This is a genomic window from Methylobacterium ajmalii (assembly GCF_016613415.1).
Taxonomy (GTDB): domain Bacteria; phylum Pseudomonadota; class Alphaproteobacteria; order Rhizobiales; family Beijerinckiaceae; genus Methylobacterium; species Methylobacterium ajmalii.
The window spans coordinates 347-15,999 of the sequence record NZ_JACWCT010000078.1 but is presented as its reverse complement, the minus strand read 5'-3'; the positions used below and the strand labels follow the sequence as shown (position 1 = coordinate 15,999).

Sequence of the window (15,653 nt, the reverse complement as noted above, 5' to 3'; positions counted from 1 at the left end):
ATCACCCCGGAAACGGGGTCCTTATTCCACGCCTAATCACACCGCGGGTGGCAAGACCGAGATCATCGTCAGGCTGGTGGAGGCGACCGGCCTCGACGCGGGCGGCGCGCGCCTGGCGGTCCCGACCATCGTGCTGGAGCCCTCGCGCCACCTCATCCGGCAGACAGTCGAGACGTTCCGCGAGCGCTTCCCGGCCCTGCAGGTGTCCGGGCTCCTCGCGCCGGACGACCGGCCGCGCAACGTGACGGTGATGAGCTACGATCTCTTCGTCAACATGCTCTGCGACGGCAGGCTGCTCCCCGGCGACGTCGGGGCGGTCGTCATGGACGAGGCCCACCGCGGGCTCTCGGACCTGCGGCAGGACCTGATCCGCCGGTTCCTCGACCACGCCGTGGTCACGGCGTTCAGCGCCACGCCCGCCTTCGACGCGAACAAGAACGTCCACGCGCTGCTCGGCTCGGAGAACGAGGTCATCAAGGTCGCGGACGAGCGCCTACGGCGCGAGGGGATCATCTCCCCCGTGGCCAACTACGTCCTGCGCGTCGACGTCGTCGGCGCCCTGCCGGACGACCCCGCCCTCAGGCGCGCCATCCTCAGGAAGGCCGGACACGAAGCCCTGGTCGGCTTCCTCGCCACCTACGAGGAGCCGACCACGGGCCTGCGCCTGCGCGACAAGGCCTTCTTCGGCTACGCCAACGGCATCCGGCAGGCCGAGGGGCTCGCCGCCGCGATGACGGCGGCGGGCATGCCGGCCCGCGGGGTCAAGGGCAGCGACGGCCTGGAGGCGTTGAAGGCCAACCTCCTAGACCTGCGGGACGGGCACCTGCGGGCGCTGGTCAACGACAAGGTGCTCGTGGAGGGGGTGAACCTGCCGCAGGCGCGCGGCGTGGTCGCCTTTGATGCGACCTCGTCCCTGGTCAAGCACGTCCAGCGCTGCGGGCGCGCCAGGCGCCTCGACCCCGCGCTCGACCGATTCGACCCGCGGCAGATGTCCTCCGTGGTCGAGGCGATGGTCTGCATCGACGGGATGCCGCTCGACACGCAGCGCATCTACGCCGAGGCCATCGGCGACCTGTCGGTGGCCCGGGTCTACGACACGCCCCGCCAGGACGCGGCGGCGCTCGCGCGCGAGATCGTGCGGGACCGGCCGACGGAGGCGGGCGGGGAGGAGGACCGGGAGGAGGCGTCCGAGATGGACGAGGCCATCGGTCGCCTGGAGGAGGGCCGACGGTCGGGCGCCAGAGGGGCGGGGCCCCGCGCGCCCGTCGACGCGGAGCGGTGGGCGGACGCCTTCTCGGTCATGGGTAGCCTGGATGGCATCCACTACCTGCTCGCCGAGCGCGAGGGCCCGCGGCGCCTGGAAGGCATGCTGCACCGCGTCCAGGTGGCCCGCGCCATCGGCATCCGGACGGACGACCCCCACCTCAAGGACCTGTTCGGCGAGTTGGAGGAGGCGGCGCGGGCTGGCCTGACCCCTGAGGTCGCGGGCGTCGCCGTCCATGCGGGCTTCCACAGGTTCGAGCGCCAGCGCGCGTTCTACGTCCACGTCGACGACGTGCCACGCGTCGGCGTCGAGGTCTTCAGGCGATCCGGGCGGACGCTGGCGGCCGGGACCATGCCGGACAACTTCGGCGCCGAGCGCCGGGCCGGATGGCTGACGCGCACTGAGGCCGCCTTCTCCTGCAACCTGAACCCTTACCATCCCGCCTTCACGGCCGTCTGGGACGCGGCGCTGGCCGGCACGCTCGGCGCGTTCGAGGGCGGCCCCCTGATCCGGCTGCTGCGCGACGGCGGCAAGCCCAAGCTCCACGTGCACGAGCGGGGATTGGAGGTGTTCCGCCGGCACCTGGGCGTCCAGGGTCCCACGCTGCCCGCCAAGCGCGCCGACCAGGCGTCGGTGTGGGAGGTGATGCGCGCGCTGGGCGTCAGCAAGCGCCTGACCCGGTTCCGGGAGCAATGGGACCGGATGGTCGAGGACTGCATGCGGGACGGGCAGGTCGTCCGGGATGGGCGCCGGGTTGGGTTCGGGTTCGTCCGCGGGGCGAACGGCAGCCCCGTCCCCGCGCTGGACAGGGCCGAGATCGCGTGGTTCGCGCAGCTCACCGGCATCTCCGGCCTGATCGAGCCGTCCGAGGAGTGGCTCACCATCAACGAGGCGGGGCGCGCCATCTCGACGTCGCCCTACGCCACGCCGGCGCTTAAGGATCTCTGGATGGAGATCCGGCGCTCCTACGAGGAGACCGGCGTCGGCAGGGCGGCGGGCCGGGAGTGGCGCGGCGCGATGGCCAAGGGGACGGAGGTCGGCGCCTTCCGGCTGCACCGGTCCGAGATGGACGCGCTCGCCGCCGCCATCGGGCGCGGCAGGGACCGGCTCATGACCGACGAGTGGCTGAGCGCGAAGAAGGTCGCCGCCCTCCTGAACCAGAACCCGGATAGGGGGAGGTTCCGCGAGGTGTGGGACGGCCTCCTCGAATGCCTGGAGGCGGGGGAGCCCCCCGTCCTGGATGGCGTGGTGTTGCGGATGGAGGCCCGCCTACTGGGCGGCAAGCCCGTCCCTTGCCTGCACGTCTCGGAGGTCGACGCGCTCGGGCGCATGACGGGCGGGCGCAGGTCCGCCGGACCCAAGGGCGACGCATGGCAGGGGATGGCCGACGCCGCCGGCCATTTCGGGAAGCATCCGACGGACCCGACCTTCCGGCGGTCCTGGCAGGCCCTGGTGGTGGCGACCGAGGACGGGCCGGTGCTGGACGGCGCACGCGCCGTGAGGTTCGAGTACCGGACGGCGACGAAGGCCGTCTGGTGCCTTCACCGGGGCGAGCTCGAATGGTTCGGCAAGCGAACCTGGCCGAAGCGGCGCCCCCCCGTGCCGAGGCCCTACGTCCCCCTCGCGGACCTGCGCGCGGGCGAGGCCGTCGAGGGGGCGTTGGACGCCTTCGACCTCGTGGCCGAGGAAGTGGACGGGCTGCTCGCCGACGCTTCGCCCCTGTCGCTCCTCGGGCGGGAGGGGTTGCGCTTCGAGCGGCTTCCGGGAAGGCGGGCTGGCCGTCCATCCGGACGACGTCGCCGGGTTTCTCGATTCCGTAAAGGAACTCTCCGAGACCGCCCCTTCGCCGTAAGTGGTTGAGGGGTCCGGCACCGCCATGAGGTGGGATGCGGCGCGGAGGGAGCGGCGCAGACCCGACGGCGCAGTCCCCCTTCCCATAGGCCGGGCTGCGCGCGGGGGGAGCCGCCCCGGGATATGGTCACCTAAGTCCGGGTGCGTTCAGATGTGGTGGCAATGCCTCGGAGTAGCATCCGCGCCGCGGCGCGAACCCTGTGAGGTCTCGAACATGTCCCTGAGGTCCATCGCGAACGTGACCGCGCGCCGTGGCACCCCAACATCGGGCGGCACGGTCGGCCCCGCTGCGGGCGCGACGTCGCTCGACGGCCAAGCCCCCGCGACCCCGCGGAGACACCGTCCGGCCTGGCCGGAGGCGTGGGCCGGCGCCGCGGAGCCTGTCGGCCTCCACCAGGCGTTGCTCGTCCTCGATATCGAGACGGTGCCCGACGAGGAGAAGGTCCCGGCGGATTGGCCGTCCGACAGGTTCCCGAAGGCGGCCTGGCACAAGGTGGTCGCGGTCTCCTTCGTCGAGGCGGCCATCGCCCGCGACGCGGCGACCGGGACCGAGGCATACCAGATCCGGTCGTGCCGGAGCGGGGGCGAGCCGGGATGGGACGAGGAGCGCCTGCTGCGGGCCTTCTGGAAGTTCTTCGCGGCCGGCCGCTACAGGGTCGTGACCTGGAACGGCCGCAGCTTCGACCTCCCCACGCTCCTGCTGCGCTCGTTGATGCACGGTATCGCGGTGCCCTCCTGGTACAGGAGGGGGACCAAGTGGGACGGCTACGGCCGCCGCTACGACGTGGACTGGCATGCGGACTTGATGGAGGCGATGGCCAAGTACGGGGCCTGCGCGCGCCTGACCCTGGAGGAGGCCGCCGGGCTCGTGGCCCTGCCCGGGAAGCTGGGCGAGCACGGCTCGCAGGTCGCCGCCATGGTCGCCCGCGGCGAGATCGGGCGCGTGCGGGCCTACTGAGAGACCGACTGCCTGAATCTCTTCGTGCTGTACCTGCGCTGGGCGCACCTCACCGGAAAGACTAGCCCGGAGGCCCACGACGCGGCCGTGGACGGCCTGATCCGGTACCTGGGAGCCGAACGCTTGGCGCGCCCGCATCTCTGGTGTCTTCGTGGACGCATGGCGGCGGGCGACCGAATCCCGGCCCGCCTTCATCTCCCGGCCGCCGCGGGCTTGGCCCGACGTCACGGGTTGAGGTCGGCCGGCCCGGACGCTCCCGCGCACGGCCGGGACGGGCTCGCCGGCGCCGCGGGCTTGGTCGGACCGGGGGCAACCATCGTGAGCCGAGCCCCCTGGGGAGGGATAGAAAACGCCGTCCTGTCCCGCCGGACGTCCTCGACGCCGTTGGGCCGAGGCGAGCACGCCCCGGCAAGATAGGCCGCGACGCTCTGGCTGACACCCGCGCCGATTCAGCCAGCCGCACTCAGGTCCCTGGTCCTCCCGAGCACGCCCGCCATCGCCGGTGCAATGTCCGTTGAGCGCGTGACCGAGGCCCCGCCCCCGGAAACCAGATCCAGGTCGTGACGCCGGCCGGGGGCCATGGGCTCGCTGATCAGGCGCCGGCACAGCAACTCGGCCAGCGAGGGGTCCTCGACGGCACAGACGATCTGCCGACCCGACCGCTGCAGGGCGGAGAGCACCTCGACAAGGTTCAGGGCCCGGAAATCGTCGATGTGCTGAACCGGGTCGTCGAGCATGAGCGTCCGCCAGGTGCACCACGGTCGGGATAGGTGCACGGAGAGGAGGAAGGCCAGGCCGGCTGCGCGCCTCTGCCCGCTGCTGAAGACGAATTGCGGGTTCAGCCCGTTGCCGACCCTCAGGCTCAGGAAGCGCTTCACGTCGCCGCGGATGCCGTAATCGATGGTGCGCCACTCGGAATGCGGGCGTAGCCGTTGGTACAGCTCGTTCAGCAGCGGGCTGATGACCGCGAGGCGCTCGTCGATGATCTCGGCATTCGTCCTGCGGACGGTACGGTCCAGCGTCCGGGCGGTGGTCACGGCCGTCCGGACCCGCGCGAGCCGGTCCCCCGCGGCGTCGGCCTCCACCCGGAGCGCTTCGACGTGCGCTTCGAGATCCGTCACGCGTTCCACCGCTTGCGAGGCCTCCAAGGTGAGGATGCTCCGCTCCAGGTCGATCAACCGACTCCGTTCGGCCTGCACGGCCGCGTCGAGGGCGCCGGCGTCGTGCGCGAGCTTCCCGTCCAGCGAGCGTCGCACGAGCTCGGCCGACAGCGCCTCTTCGCGGGCCGACAGCTCGGCCTCGGCGGACGCGAACCGGAGGACCGCTGCCTCGGTCTCCCGCAGGATCTCGGCCGCGGCCTCGTGCCGGGTCCGGGCCGCCGCGAGTTCGGCGCGCGCCTCCGGCACCCCCGAGTGCCGGGCGGCGAGCCGCTCGCGCGCAGCCGCGAGCCCTGTCTCGAATTCGGAGGCGCCTTGCGGCGCGCGACAGAGCGGGCAGCGGTCGTCATGAAGCCCGACCCGGCTGCCATGGTCGACCAGGATGGCCAGCGACGCGGCGAGCGCGTCGGTCTCCTGCTCCCGGCGAAGGCGCGCCTCGGCGGCCTCCAGCGCGTGGCGGGCCTCCCGGACCGCGGCCTCGGCCTCGGCCGCCGCCACCGCCGCCGCGTCCCGGCCCGCCCGAAAGTCGGGGCCCGCGACCGTGTCGCGCAACGCGGTCACCGCGCGAACCTCGTCCGCGACCCGGCCCATCTCGCCGAGGCCCAGCCGGCGGCCGGCCAGCGCCTGCCGCGCCGCCGAGACCCGGCTCCCCAAGTCCTGGCCGCCGGCCGCCGTCAGCCCGTCCAGGCTGGACAGGGCCGCGGCGATGTCGCCGGCCTTCAGGGCGACGTCCCGGGTTTCCTCCAGGTCGGTCAACGCCGCCGTCAGGCGCGCGCGCGCCTCCTCGTAGGCGTGCGCGGCGGCATTGTGCGTGCCCTCGGCGGCGGACAGGACCTCTCGCGCCTTGGCGGCGTAATCCGGACCTTCGATGGCGCCCAGCGCCGCGCGTACGAGCTCGAAGCGCTGCGTTTCCGTCAGGTCGAGGCTGAGCGCCGCGATCCATTCGTCGCGGATGATAGAGGTCCTGCAAACCTGCTGCAGCGCCCGCTCCGGCTTCGCGCCCGGAACGCAGAGCATCGCCTCGATGCGCGCCGCGTCCCGGTCGGCGCCGGTCTCGCGCGAGCGCGTCACGGCAAAGGTGCTCCCGTCATCGGCACGGAATCCCACCGTGACGAAATGCGCCTCTGGCTGCCCTTCGCCGCGCCACCAGACATAGTCGTCGAGGCTTTCCTTCGCCGCCTTGTCGACGAGGTACTTGTCGATCTGGCCCGTGAGGGCGAACTCGACCGCGTCGCACAGCGTGCTCTTCCCGACGCCGTTGCGTCCGCAGATCACGGTGAAGCCGGGCCCGAAATCCACGCGTTGGCGCTCCCGGAAGCCCCGGAAGCCGCACAGTTCAAGGTAATCGAGCCTCATGGCGCATCCACCAGGATGCGCGCCACGTCGGAAGCGCTCGCGGCGCCCAGGAAGGCGGCCACCGCGGCGTCCGGAACGTCGCTCAACCGCGCCCGCAACCGCGCCTGGTAGTCGGCGCCGCCGATCGTGGGTGCGCTGAGGACCGGCAGGAGGGGCAACAGGGTCCTGCGCAGGTCGGCGGCCGTGCGCAGGTCGCCGCGCGCGATCTTGCGGGTCATGGAGAAGTCCTCCTCGATCCGCTCGATCTGCCGCGCGAGGACGGGGTCGGAACCGCTGGCCAGGAACAAGGCGTAGACGTTCCAGGCCTTCGCGCCCGCGGAGCGCAGCGCGGCCGCACGTCGGCCGAGCGTGGCCTGCTGGACTTGCCGCCAGTCGGCGAGCAGGCCCTCGCCGCTCCCGAAGACGTGCAGGAACCCGGCGACGGAGGCGTTCTCGAAGCAGACGACCGGCACGCTGCCGCCCGGCCAGGTCCATGTCTCGTAGCCGGCCGAGCGGAGCAGCACTTCGGATTGGGTCGCGATGTCCATCACACACCGAGCTCCTGGCGTGCGGCGGGAAGGTCGAGCCATGCCGCTGATGCGCCCGGCCGGATGATGTCGCCCGGACGGCCCTCCCGCACGAGGTTCACAGGCAGGCCGACGTCGATGGCTCCGGCGCAGACCACGACGTCGGCGACGTCGAACGGCGTTTCCCTGAACCGGTCCTGCGTCGTCTGGAGCAGCGTGCCCGAACCGTTCACGACCCTGACACGACGGCCCGCGAGATCATAGCCTATGGATGTCTGGACGGCGCCGGCGCGGCGCAGCAACAGGTGCGCGTAGCCCAAGACCTCGGAGTGGCCGGGGTTGCGCAAGGTTGCGGCGGCGGTGGCCGGCACCCCCTCGGCGTCCCGGCGAAGGCCGTAGAGGTCCTCGCTGCCCAGATCGGGCGGATCAAGCCAGGTCGGCTCGCACGCCGCTCCCGTTTCCCTCTCCAACGCGGCGCGTCCGGCGTGCAGCACCTTGCGGAGGTAACCCTGGGAGAACGCCCTGCGAAGTTCGTCCAGGACCTCGGCCCCCGAGCGCCTGACATGCGCGAAGCGGACGTTCCCCGAATTGGCCAACGTCCAGAGTTCGGGGGCCTTGGCCTGCAGGACGTCCTCGCCCGCGAGGTCGACCAAGGTCACCGACAGCGGCGCGACGCCCGTCATCGCCTCGGCGAGAACGGCATTGAGGTAGGACCAGTCCGACCAGAAGCCGACGACGAGCAGGTCCTTCTCGCGCAGGTTCGCCGCCATCCAGGTCTTGGTCTTGGCGATGCGCGCGGCGACCACGCCGTCCTCGGTGAGCTGGGAGGCCGTCCAGACCGTGGCGCGGCGCTCGCGCACCGAGCAGCCATGGAACTTGAGCAAGGGCGCGTGCTTACGGGCCCGCACGGTCGCCTCGTCGCCGTCGAGCGAGGCGGCGAGGTCGAACCCGTAATCCTGCGCGCGACGCTCGATCAGGTTGTCGTAATTTGCCGAGACGGCGCCGGCAGCCATGCGCGTGATCAGGAAGTCCGCCACCGCCGCGTGGCCGGCGTTCGGCGGCCTGACGAAGCTCTCCCAGGGAACGAGGGCCTCGATGAAGACCGAGCCGAGGGTGTCGTCCCTCGCGAAGATCTCCGCCAAGGCTTCCAGGTCGCCGCGCAACTCCGGCGGGCACGCGGGGTCGATGCTCATAACGTACCGGTCGTAGCAACTGGCGGCCACGGACCATGCCGACGGTAGTGAACTCGGCGGCGCCATCGACAGGCCGGCACCGCAGAGTATGACGAGGCGCCCCGCCTCCATGGAGGCGAGCAATCGCGCACGAACCGCTGCGTCCAAGCCGCCCCCCCTTTGCCGCGCAAACCTTCGCGATGGCGATAGACCGAGATCACACTCAAGTTGACATCCTCCCCGCCCTGAAGGACGGGGATTCCTACCGCGTGTCAGGCCGCCAGGGCCGGGCCCGCCTCGGTGGGTTCCTGGGCCGACGCCCGAACGGGCGAAGCATCTCCGCAGGCTAACCGGGCGTGCCCCGCCCTTGCGATGTTGATCGACGCCACGTCGTCCGCATTCCCCGCATGGCCGCACGCCACGCACCGGAACACGGCCTGGCTCGGGCGGTTCCCCGCCGCCACGTGCCCGCACTCGGGGCACGTCCGGCTCGTGTTCGGAGCCGGCACCGGCAGCAACCAGCCGCCGAGCCACTCCTGCTTGTACCCGACCTGCCGGCGGAACTCGCCCCAGCCCTGGTCCAGAATGGCCTTGTTCAGTTCCGCCTTCTGCCGGACGTTCACGCCCGGCTCCTCGACCGTCCCGGCCGCGCTCGCCGTCATCGCCCGCACGTCCAGGTCCTCGACGCAGACCACCGCGTGGTTCTTGCTGACGGTCGTCGAGGCCTTGTGCAGGAAGTCGGAGCGGATGCGGGCGATGCGTGCCTGGACCCGTTGTACCTTCGCCTTCGCCTTCCTCCAGTTGCTGCTGAACCTGATCTTGCGGGCCATCGCCCGCTGCGCCTTGGCGAGCGACGCCTCGGCCTTGTGGAACGCGTTCGCCGGCTCGATGACGGTGCCGTCGGACAGCGTGGCGAAGCGCGTCACGCCGACGTCGATGCCGACAAGCGTCGTCGACGGGTGGACCGGCCGCTCGACCTCGCGCTCGGTCTGGACCGAGACGTGCCACTTGCCGGCCTTCAGCGAGACGGTGACCTGCCCGACCCCGCCCTCGACGGCGCGGGAGGCGCGGCAGCGCATCCAGCCGAGCTTGGGCATGCGGATGCGCCCGTTCGGCTGGTCGAGCTCGACCTTCTGCGGGTGGCGGAAGGCGTCGTTCTTGCCCTTCCTCTTGAACTTGGGGAACTCGGCCCGTCCCTCGAAGAAGTTGCGGTAGGCGCGGTCGAGGTCCTTGAGCGCCTGCTGCAGAACCTGGCTGTGCACCTCCTTGAGCCAGGAAGTGTCGGGTTCGGCCTTGCAGGCGGTGAGGTGCTTGCAGAGGTTGGCGTAGGAGAGGTGCTTCCCGCCGGCGGCGTACCTTTTCTTCCGCAGGGCGAGGGCCCTGTTGAAGACGTAGCGGCGCGCGCCGCAGGAGCGGCGCATGAGCCGTTCCTGCGCGCCGTCGGGCCGGAGGACGAATCGGTATGCCTGGACGCGAAGCACAGGCCGAGGATAGAACGAATGCGGAACGAAGGCAAGGGGATTGGATCGGTGCCCGGGCAGGCTTCTGTCGCGGCCGGCGCTATCCATCCCCGCCCTGAAGGACGGGGCCTTCCGCGCTTCTACGGTCACCGGAACCAATTCGCACCCGACCGGGTGGACGCTTTCGTGGCATGGCTTCGCGGCATGCCGGGCCGCGGCTTCCTGGGACGGCCGGCGAACTGGCCCGCCTGACAAGCGAGCCGCGGCGCCGACAGTCACCGTCCCGGCCGCCGGTTCGTGAACCCGGCCGCTCAAGCCTTGTTCGTGAACCGCGCGGAGGCGGCCTTGCCGCCGACCTTGAGCGACACCGTGGCCACGACCTGGCCGGTCGCCGCGACGGGCAGCTTGCCCTGCACGCTGTTGGCCCCGGCCGGGCTGAGGGCGACCTTGTAGCTCTTGCCGCCGACGAGCACCGTTGCGGTGCCTGAGACCTGCGCTGCCGGAACGGGCTTGCGCATCTCGTCCAGGATGTAGACCGTCACGTCGGTGTCCTTCACCACGAGTTCCAGCCAGAGCTCCTGGGCCTCCTGCACGAGGCCGCCGTGCACGGCCTGGGGCGGCTCGCCATGGGCGAGGGCAGAACCGGATGCGAGGCTGAGGGCGAGAATCAACGGTATCGCGTGGGTCTTCATTGCAAGTCTCCGTGCGGTCTTGTGTTCATCTGGCCGCGTGCCATTCCGCGCGACCTTCGCCGCCGAAGGCCGCAGGGTCGGAGCGGCTGACGGCAAGCGTCCGATCCTGCCGCCCATGCCGTCTGGACGCGTATGCCGCGACGGCTTGGTTCGGGGGACGACGGACGGGCCTCCAATGCGCCGCCGGGCCGGTGTGAAGGCCCTGTCGGCGACCGCGTCGCGGGCCGCGGCCTTCAATGGCTGTGCTTGTGGCCTGGGCCCCCGTCCGGCTGCGACGCAGTCGAGGGTAGGTCAGCCGGCTTCGTGCCGTCCATGCCGGCGGTACCATGATTCATGCTGCCGTGGTCGCCGGCTGCCTGCGCCTGCATCCACAGGTCGTTGTAGTCGTCGTCGGACAGGTCCGGCAGCTTCCGCAGCAGCGCGACCGTCGACCAGAGCATCTCGTCCCCGTCGCTCGCCATCGACGGCATGCCGCTCATCTTGATCCCGTTCTTCAGGATCCAGAACAGCTCGCCCGGGCTGTAGCGCCCCGCCGCACCCTTGAGGTTAGGCGGTTCGGGATACATGCCCTCGGCCACCTCGCTGCGCTTGGCGCCCGGTCCGCCATGGCACGTGGCGCAGTGCTCGGCGAAGTGTCCGACGGCCGGCACCAACCTGGTCTGCTCGTCGTAGCCCGGCGGAGGCAGCAGGCCGGCCGCATGGGCTCGGATCGAGCGCACCCGTGCCGTGTCCAACACCCACGTGGTCAGGGCCCAGTGAGGCTCCGTGGCGGCGACGTTGAAGACGCCCGCGTAGACCACGGCCGCGGCGGCGACCGTCGCCAGGATGCCGGCCGAGAGCAACGTGAGGAAGACGATCTTGGCGGTTCGCATGGAGGTGTCCTGAGTGACCGGTTTCGAGCCAGGCCGCCCACGCGTCAGGTGCGGGGGCGCCGTCGGCCGACCTGGGATGAGCGCGCTCTCGTCGGATTGGTCTTCTCACCGCGCCTTCTGGATGCGCGTGATGGCAAGCTGCCCGTTCACCCGGTCGGCGGAGAACCGGACCCGGTCACCGGCCTTCACCCCCTTCAGGATGGCGGGGTCGGCGACCCGGTAGGCCATGGTCATGGCGTCCATGTCGATGTTCGGGATGCGCTCGTGGTCCAGCGTGACCTTGCCAGAGGCCTCGTCGACCTTCTGGACGGTCCCGCTCACGAGAGGCGTGTTGGCGACGGGCTTGGCGGGGGACGCCGGAGCGGGCGACGGCGACGCGGGCTGGGCCGAGCCCCCCGCCTGGGCCTGGCGGTCCAACGGACCCTGGCCGGACGGCGTCTGGTTCGGCTGCGGCCGGTAGTCCGACTGTCGGTTCCGGACCTGCCATTCCTTAAGGGCGTCGATCTTCTGCTGCTGCTCGTCCTGGATCTTCTGCGCGGTCTCGCGCAGCTGCCGGTCGCCGCCGTAGTCGAGCTGCGCCTTGGCAAGGAAGAGGGACTGCTCGTAGCTCGCGATCAGGAGCTCGGCGAAGTCCCGGTCGGGGTCGCCGGTCAGCTTGAGGTTCCTGAAGCGGTCGGCCATGACCTCGCGCACGCGCTCCAGGGCGGCCGGGGCACCCTTGGCAGGTTGCGCCCAAGCCGCCCCCGATACCGGGCCGGCGAGCGCCACGGCCATGGCGGCAGCGAACAGGGATAAACGTCGCATGTGACTTCCTCCGCGGCATGGGGCCGCCGCGCGGGATCGGGCGTGTCCGCGCGGCGGGCCCGTTCGAGGCGCTACTTGGCTTTTTGGATCTTGGTGACGGTGTACTGGCCGCCGGCTTCGTCGACGTCGAACTCGACCTTGTCCCCGGACTTCAGGTCCTTGATCATCGCCGGGTCCTTGACCTTGTAGGCCATGGTCATGGCGTCCATGTCGAGCTTCGGGATGCGCTCGTGGTCCAGCGTGACCTTGCCGGACGCCTCGTCGACCTTCGTGACCGTGGCCTTGACCGATTGCGCCCAGGCCGGACTCGCCAGGGCCAGCAGCGCGGCAAGGGCGAAGGGAGGTACCTTCCTCATCGTATTCTCCTGATGGTCGCTGTGCCGCTGCACGGGCACTTGTTCAGGGGGCGATGGTGCCCGCGCAGCGGCTTTCGGGCGGACTAGGTCCACCCGAATTCGTCCGCCGGTCCGCGCCCGCATCGGGGCGCCGTTCCGGCGGAAGCTCGGATGACATCCGGCATCGCCGGGTCAGTGGTTTCCGTGACCGCCCGAGTTGGAGGCCGTCCGGCGCTTGCGCGGGTCGACCACGCGCAGGTCCGTCTCGCGGGCGCGCTTGCCCCGGGGGGTGTTCGGATCGCGGCTGGGTTCGGGTAGGGGCTCGCCCGTCCACTCGTAGGCCAGCGTGCCCTCCGGGTGCTGGTACCAACCGGGGTCCCTGTAGTCGCCGGGCGCCACGTCGGGGCGGACCTTCAGCACGGTGAACATGCCGCCCATCTCGACCGATCCGAACGGGCCGGCGCCGGTCATCATCGGCAGCGTGTTCTCGGGGAGCGGCATCTCCATCTCGGCCATGGAGCCCATGCCGGTCGAGCCCATCGGCATGTAGCCGGGCGCGATCCTCTGGATGCGCTTCGCCGTGCTCTTCAGGTTCACGCCGATGTAGGTGCGCACCGAGTGGCCCATGGCGTTCATGGTGTGGTGCGACTTGTGGCAGTGGACCGCCCAGTCCCCCAGGTTGTCGGCGTTGAACTCGATGGCCCGCATCTGGCCGACCGCGACGTCCGCGGAGACCTCGAACCACTGGCGCTCGGGCGGGATCCAGCCGCCGTCGGTGCCCGTGACCTTGAAGTCGACGCCGTGGACGTGGATCGGGTGGTTGGTCATGGTCAGGTTGCCGAAGCGCATCCGCACCTTGTCGCCCTGGCGCGCGACCATGGGTTCGATGCCCGGCCAGACCCGGCTGTTGAAGCACCACATGTTCATGTCGAGCATCGTGTTGACCTTGGGCACGTAGGACCCGGCCTCGATGTCGTAGGCGTTCAGGAGCCAGACGAAGTCGCGGTCGACCCGCCGCTCGGCGGGATCGCGCGGATGCACGACGAAGAAGCCCATCATGCCCATCGCCATCTGGACCATCTCGTCCGAGTGCGGGTGGTACATGAAGGTGCCCGAGCGCCTCAGGATGAACTCGTAGACGAACGTCTTGCCCGGCGGAATGCCGGGCTGGTTCAGGCCCGCCACCCCGTCCATCCCGTTGGGCAGGGTCTGGCCGTGCCAGTGGACGGCGGTCGCCTCCGGCAGCTTGTTGGTGACGAAGATGCGCACCTTGTCGCCCTCTACCGCCTCGATGGTCGGCCCGGGAGACTGCCCGTTATAGCCCCAGAGATGCGCCTTCATCCCGGGGGCCATCTCGCGCACGACCGGCTCGGCCACGAGATGGAACTCCTTCCAGTCCCCGCGCATGCGCCAGGGCAGCGTCCAGCCGTTGAGCGTCACCACCGGCTGGTAGTCCACCCCAGTGGTCGGCACGAGCGGCGGCTGCGTCGTCGCCTTGTCCATCGAGGGAGCCTCGGGCAGGCCGGCGGCCTGCGTGCGGCCGCTGATCATGGACGTTCCTGCGAGGACGAGCCCCCCGGCGCCCAGCAGTCCCCTTCGCGAGATGTCAGTCATCGGTTTCTCCATGGGTCTCGTGGGGGAGCGGCATCAGCCGCCGGGCGTGGCGGCCGCGAGGGTTTCGCCTCCGCCGCCGGCCACCGCCTCGGCTCCGGCCGACTCGCCCCCGAAGCCTTCGCCGGTGAAGCCGCCGCCGATGACGGCCGCCCTGAGGTCGGTCGCCGCGATCCAGAAGTCGCGTTGGGCCTCGATGGCCTGGATATTGCTCAGGATCCGCGAGCGGGCGTCGATGATCAGCGTGGTGACGTCGATCAGCATGCCGCTGTACTGCAGCAACGCCTGGTCCTGGATCGTCTTGCGCAGCGGCAGCACGCTGCCCTGGTAGTGCCGGGTGATGTCGTATTGGCCGCGGTAGCGCTGGTAGGCCTCGCGGACCTCCGAACGGGCGTTGACCGCCTTCTCCGCGAGGCGATGGGCGGCGCCGAGATAAGCCTCCCGCGCTCCGCGCACCACCGTCGTCCCGAAGTCGTAGATCGGGATGACCAAGTCGACGGTGTAGCCGCGGCCGAAGCTCTTGTCGCGCGTGACGTTGAAGCCGCCCTGCTCGTTCAGCTCGAACGCCTTCGAGCGCTCGTAACGGTCGGAGTAGCCGATATCGAGCACGTTGATGAAGCCGCTGACTTGGTTGAGGCCGTACTGGCCCGCGAGCGACTGGAGTTCGAAGCGCGCCGTCTGGATGTCCGCGCGCTTCTTGATCGCCTCGGCCTCGATCTGGGTGCCGCTCACCAGCCGACCGGGCAGCGACGGCAAGCCGTTCGGCAGCTTGAAGTCGATCTCGCGCCCCCACAGGCCGAGCAGGCGGATCAGCTTCTCGCGCTCGACCCGCTGCAGGACGCGCGCCTTGGCGAGCTGCGCCCCGAGCTCGCTGTAGAAGGCGTGCTCGCGCGCCTGCTCCAGCTTGTTCAACGCGCCCGTCTCGCCGAGCTGCTTGGCCAGGGTGGAGGCGGAGCCGGCGCTCGCGAGCGCCTGCTCCAGGTAGGCGACGGACTGGTTCGCCGACACCGTGCGATAGAACTGGCGCCGCGCCTCGCCGGCGAGGCGCAGGACCTGCCCGACCGCGCGGTACTGCTCCGCCCTGAAACGGTTCCGCGCGATGGGGATGCGGACCGGCAGCGTCAGGAGCTCGATGAGGCTCGCGGTGAGCGAGCGCTCGACCTCCAGGGTGAAGTCGCCCCCGGTCCGGCTGAGGGAGAGCCGCGGGACCGGCGGCAACGTCGCCTGGACGAACTCGGCTTCCGACACGCCGAGGTCGTTGAAGGACGCCTGCAGGGCGCGGTTCTTCAGGAGGGCGACCTGTACCGCGCTGTCGGGCGTGAGCGGGCGCCGCAGCAATTGCTCCGCACGGGCCGCGGCGCCGATTGCCGCTGTCTCGTCGGACACCTTCACGATGTCCTTCCGCAGCTCCAGGGCGGCGTAGCCGTGCGCCGGGCCAAGACCACCGTCGGCCGAGAAGCCCACGCAGCCGCCAAGCGTCACCCCGACCGTTACCAGGAGGGCGGCGGTCCGGGCGCGACGGCCGGGCGACGCTGCGGCGACCCGGCACGCACCGGACCCGCGAGACTGAGGCGAGGTCATCCGTGGGTTCCCTTTGGGGGTGAGTCCGTGGGCG

At 70.8% G+C, this 15,653-nt stretch carries 12 protein-coding genes; 2 read left to right on the top strand and 10 right to left on the bottom strand.

From position 1 onward, the window contains the following. Both HPY23_RS14895 and HPY23_RS14890 read left to right on the top strand, forming a co-directional pair. Nucleotides 1–3,124 (top strand): DEAD/DEAH box helicase (locus tag HPY23_RS14895; protein ID WP_200649640.1); only part of this gene is annotated, 3,124 nt, incomplete at its 5' end. Between the two features lie 205 nt (nt 3,125–3,329). Next, nucleotides 3,330–4,073 (top strand): 3'-5' exonuclease family protein, encoded by a 744-nt coding sequence (locus HPY23_RS14890; RefSeq protein ID WP_236012696.1) that lies wholly within the window; start codon nt 3,330–3,332, stop codon nt 4,071–4,073. 449 nt (nt 4,074–4,522) lie between these two features. On the opposite strand, the gene HPY23_RS14885 is transcribed toward HPY23_RS14890, so the two are convergent. From HPY23_RS14885 to HPY23_RS14840, 10 genes are all read right to left on the bottom strand, one after another. Next, nucleotides 4,523–6,586 carry an ATP-binding protein gene (locus HPY23_RS14885; protein WP_091891609.1) on the bottom strand — a complete coding sequence of 688 codons (2,064 nt, stop codon included), beginning with the start codon at nt 6,584–6,586 and terminating at the stop codon, nt 4,523–4,525. Further along, entirely contained in the window at nt 6,583–7,113 is a 531-nt protein-coding gene (locus HPY23_RS14880; RefSeq protein ID WP_091891606.1) for a hypothetical protein, read from the bottom strand. The genes HPY23_RS14885 and HPY23_RS14880 overlap by 4 nt, the downstream gene beginning before the upstream one ends. Beyond that, the gene (locus tag HPY23_RS14875; RefSeq protein ID WP_236012695.1) at nt 7,113–8,285 is read right to left on the bottom strand and encodes an SIR2 family protein; all 1,173 of its coding nucleotides are present in this window, start codon (nt 8,283–8,285) and stop codon (nt 7,113–7,115) included. The genes HPY23_RS14880 and HPY23_RS14875 overlap by 1 nt, the downstream gene beginning before the upstream one ends. Nucleotides 8,286–8,536: 251 nt before the next feature. Next, a complete protein-coding gene (locus tag HPY23_RS14870) occupies nt 8,537–9,832 on the bottom strand; it encodes an RNA-guided endonuclease InsQ/TnpB family protein (RefSeq protein ID WP_091891604.1) in 1,296 nt (431 codons plus the stop codon). 203 nt (nt 9,833–10,035) lie between these two features. Then, a complete protein-coding gene (locus tag HPY23_RS14865; RefSeq protein WP_060850403.1) occupies nt 10,036–10,416 on the bottom strand; it encodes a hypothetical protein in 381 nt (126 codons plus the stop codon). A gap of 233 nt (nt 10,417–10,649) precedes the next feature. Further along, nucleotides 10,650–11,288 (bottom strand): c-type cytochrome, encoded by a 639-nt coding sequence (locus HPY23_RS14860; protein WP_091891602.1) that lies wholly within the window; start codon nt 11,286–11,288, stop codon nt 10,650–10,652. A gap of 105 nt (nt 11,289–11,393) precedes the next feature. Then, nucleotides 11,394–12,092 carry a copper-binding protein gene (locus HPY23_RS14855; RefSeq protein ID WP_091891599.1) on the bottom strand — a complete coding sequence of 233 codons (699 nt, stop codon included), beginning with the start codon at nt 12,090–12,092 and terminating at the stop codon, nt 11,394–11,396. Nucleotides 12,093–12,163: 71 nt separating this feature from the next. Next, nucleotides 12,164–12,448: a copper-binding protein gene (locus HPY23_RS14850; RefSeq protein ID WP_091891596.1), complete on the bottom strand. Its 285-nt coding sequence runs from the start codon at nt 12,446–12,448 to the stop codon at nt 12,164–12,166. 171 nt (nt 12,449–12,619) lie between these two features. Further along, nucleotides 12,620–14,041 carry a multicopper oxidase family protein gene (locus HPY23_RS14845; protein ID WP_091891621.1) on the bottom strand — a complete coding sequence of 474 codons (1,422 nt, stop codon included), beginning with the start codon at nt 14,039–14,041 and terminating at the stop codon, nt 12,620–12,622. Nucleotides 14,042–14,074: 33 nt separating this feature from the next. Beyond that, a complete protein-coding gene (locus HPY23_RS14840; protein ID WP_200649639.1) occupies nt 14,075–15,619 on the bottom strand; it encodes a TolC family protein in 1,545 nt (514 codons plus the stop codon). Nucleotides 15,620–15,653: the final 34 nt, after the last annotated feature.

Bases quoted from the DNA above. Each gene is read 5' to 3' on its own strand.
- HPY23_RS14890 (WP_236012696.1), top strand. From the start codon at position 3,330: ATGTCCCTGAGGTCCATCGCGAACGTGACCGCGCGCCGTGGCACCCCA.
- HPY23_RS14885 (WP_091891609.1), bottom strand. From the start codon at position 6,586: ATGAGGCTCGATTACCTTGAACTGTGCGGCTTCCGGGGCTTCCGGGAG.
- HPY23_RS14880 (WP_091891606.1), bottom strand. From the start codon at position 7,113: ATGGACATCGCGACCCAATCCGAAGTGCTGCTCCGCTCGGCCGGCTAC.
- HPY23_RS14875 (WP_236012695.1), bottom strand. From the start codon at position 8,285: ATGAGCATCGACCCCGCGTGCCCGCCGGAGTTGCGCGGCGACCTGGAA.
- HPY23_RS14870 (WP_091891604.1), bottom strand. From the start codon at position 9,832: ATGGATAGCGCCGGCCGCGACAGAAGCCTGCCCGGGCACCGATCCAAT.
- HPY23_RS14865 (WP_060850403.1), bottom strand. From the start codon at position 10,416: ATGAAGACCCACGCGATACCGTTGATTCTCGCCCTCAGCCTCGCATCC.
- HPY23_RS14860 (WP_091891602.1), bottom strand. From the start codon at position 11,288: ATGCGAACCGCCAAGATCGTCTTCCTCACGTTGCTCTCGGCCGGCATC.
- HPY23_RS14855 (WP_091891599.1), bottom strand. From the start codon at position 12,092: ATGCGACGTTTATCCCTGTTCGCTGCCGCCATGGCCGTGGCGCTCGCC.
- HPY23_RS14850 (WP_091891596.1), bottom strand. From the start codon at position 12,448: ATGAGGAAGGTACCTCCCTTCGCCCTTGCCGCGCTGCTGGCCCTGGCG.
- HPY23_RS14845 (WP_091891621.1), bottom strand. From the start codon at position 14,041: ATGACTGACATCTCGCGAAGGGGACTGCTGGGCGCCGGGGGGCTCGTC.
- HPY23_RS14840 (WP_200649639.1), bottom strand. From the start codon at position 15,619: ATGACCTCGCCTCAGTCTCGCGGGTCCGGTGCGTGCCGGGTCGCCGCA.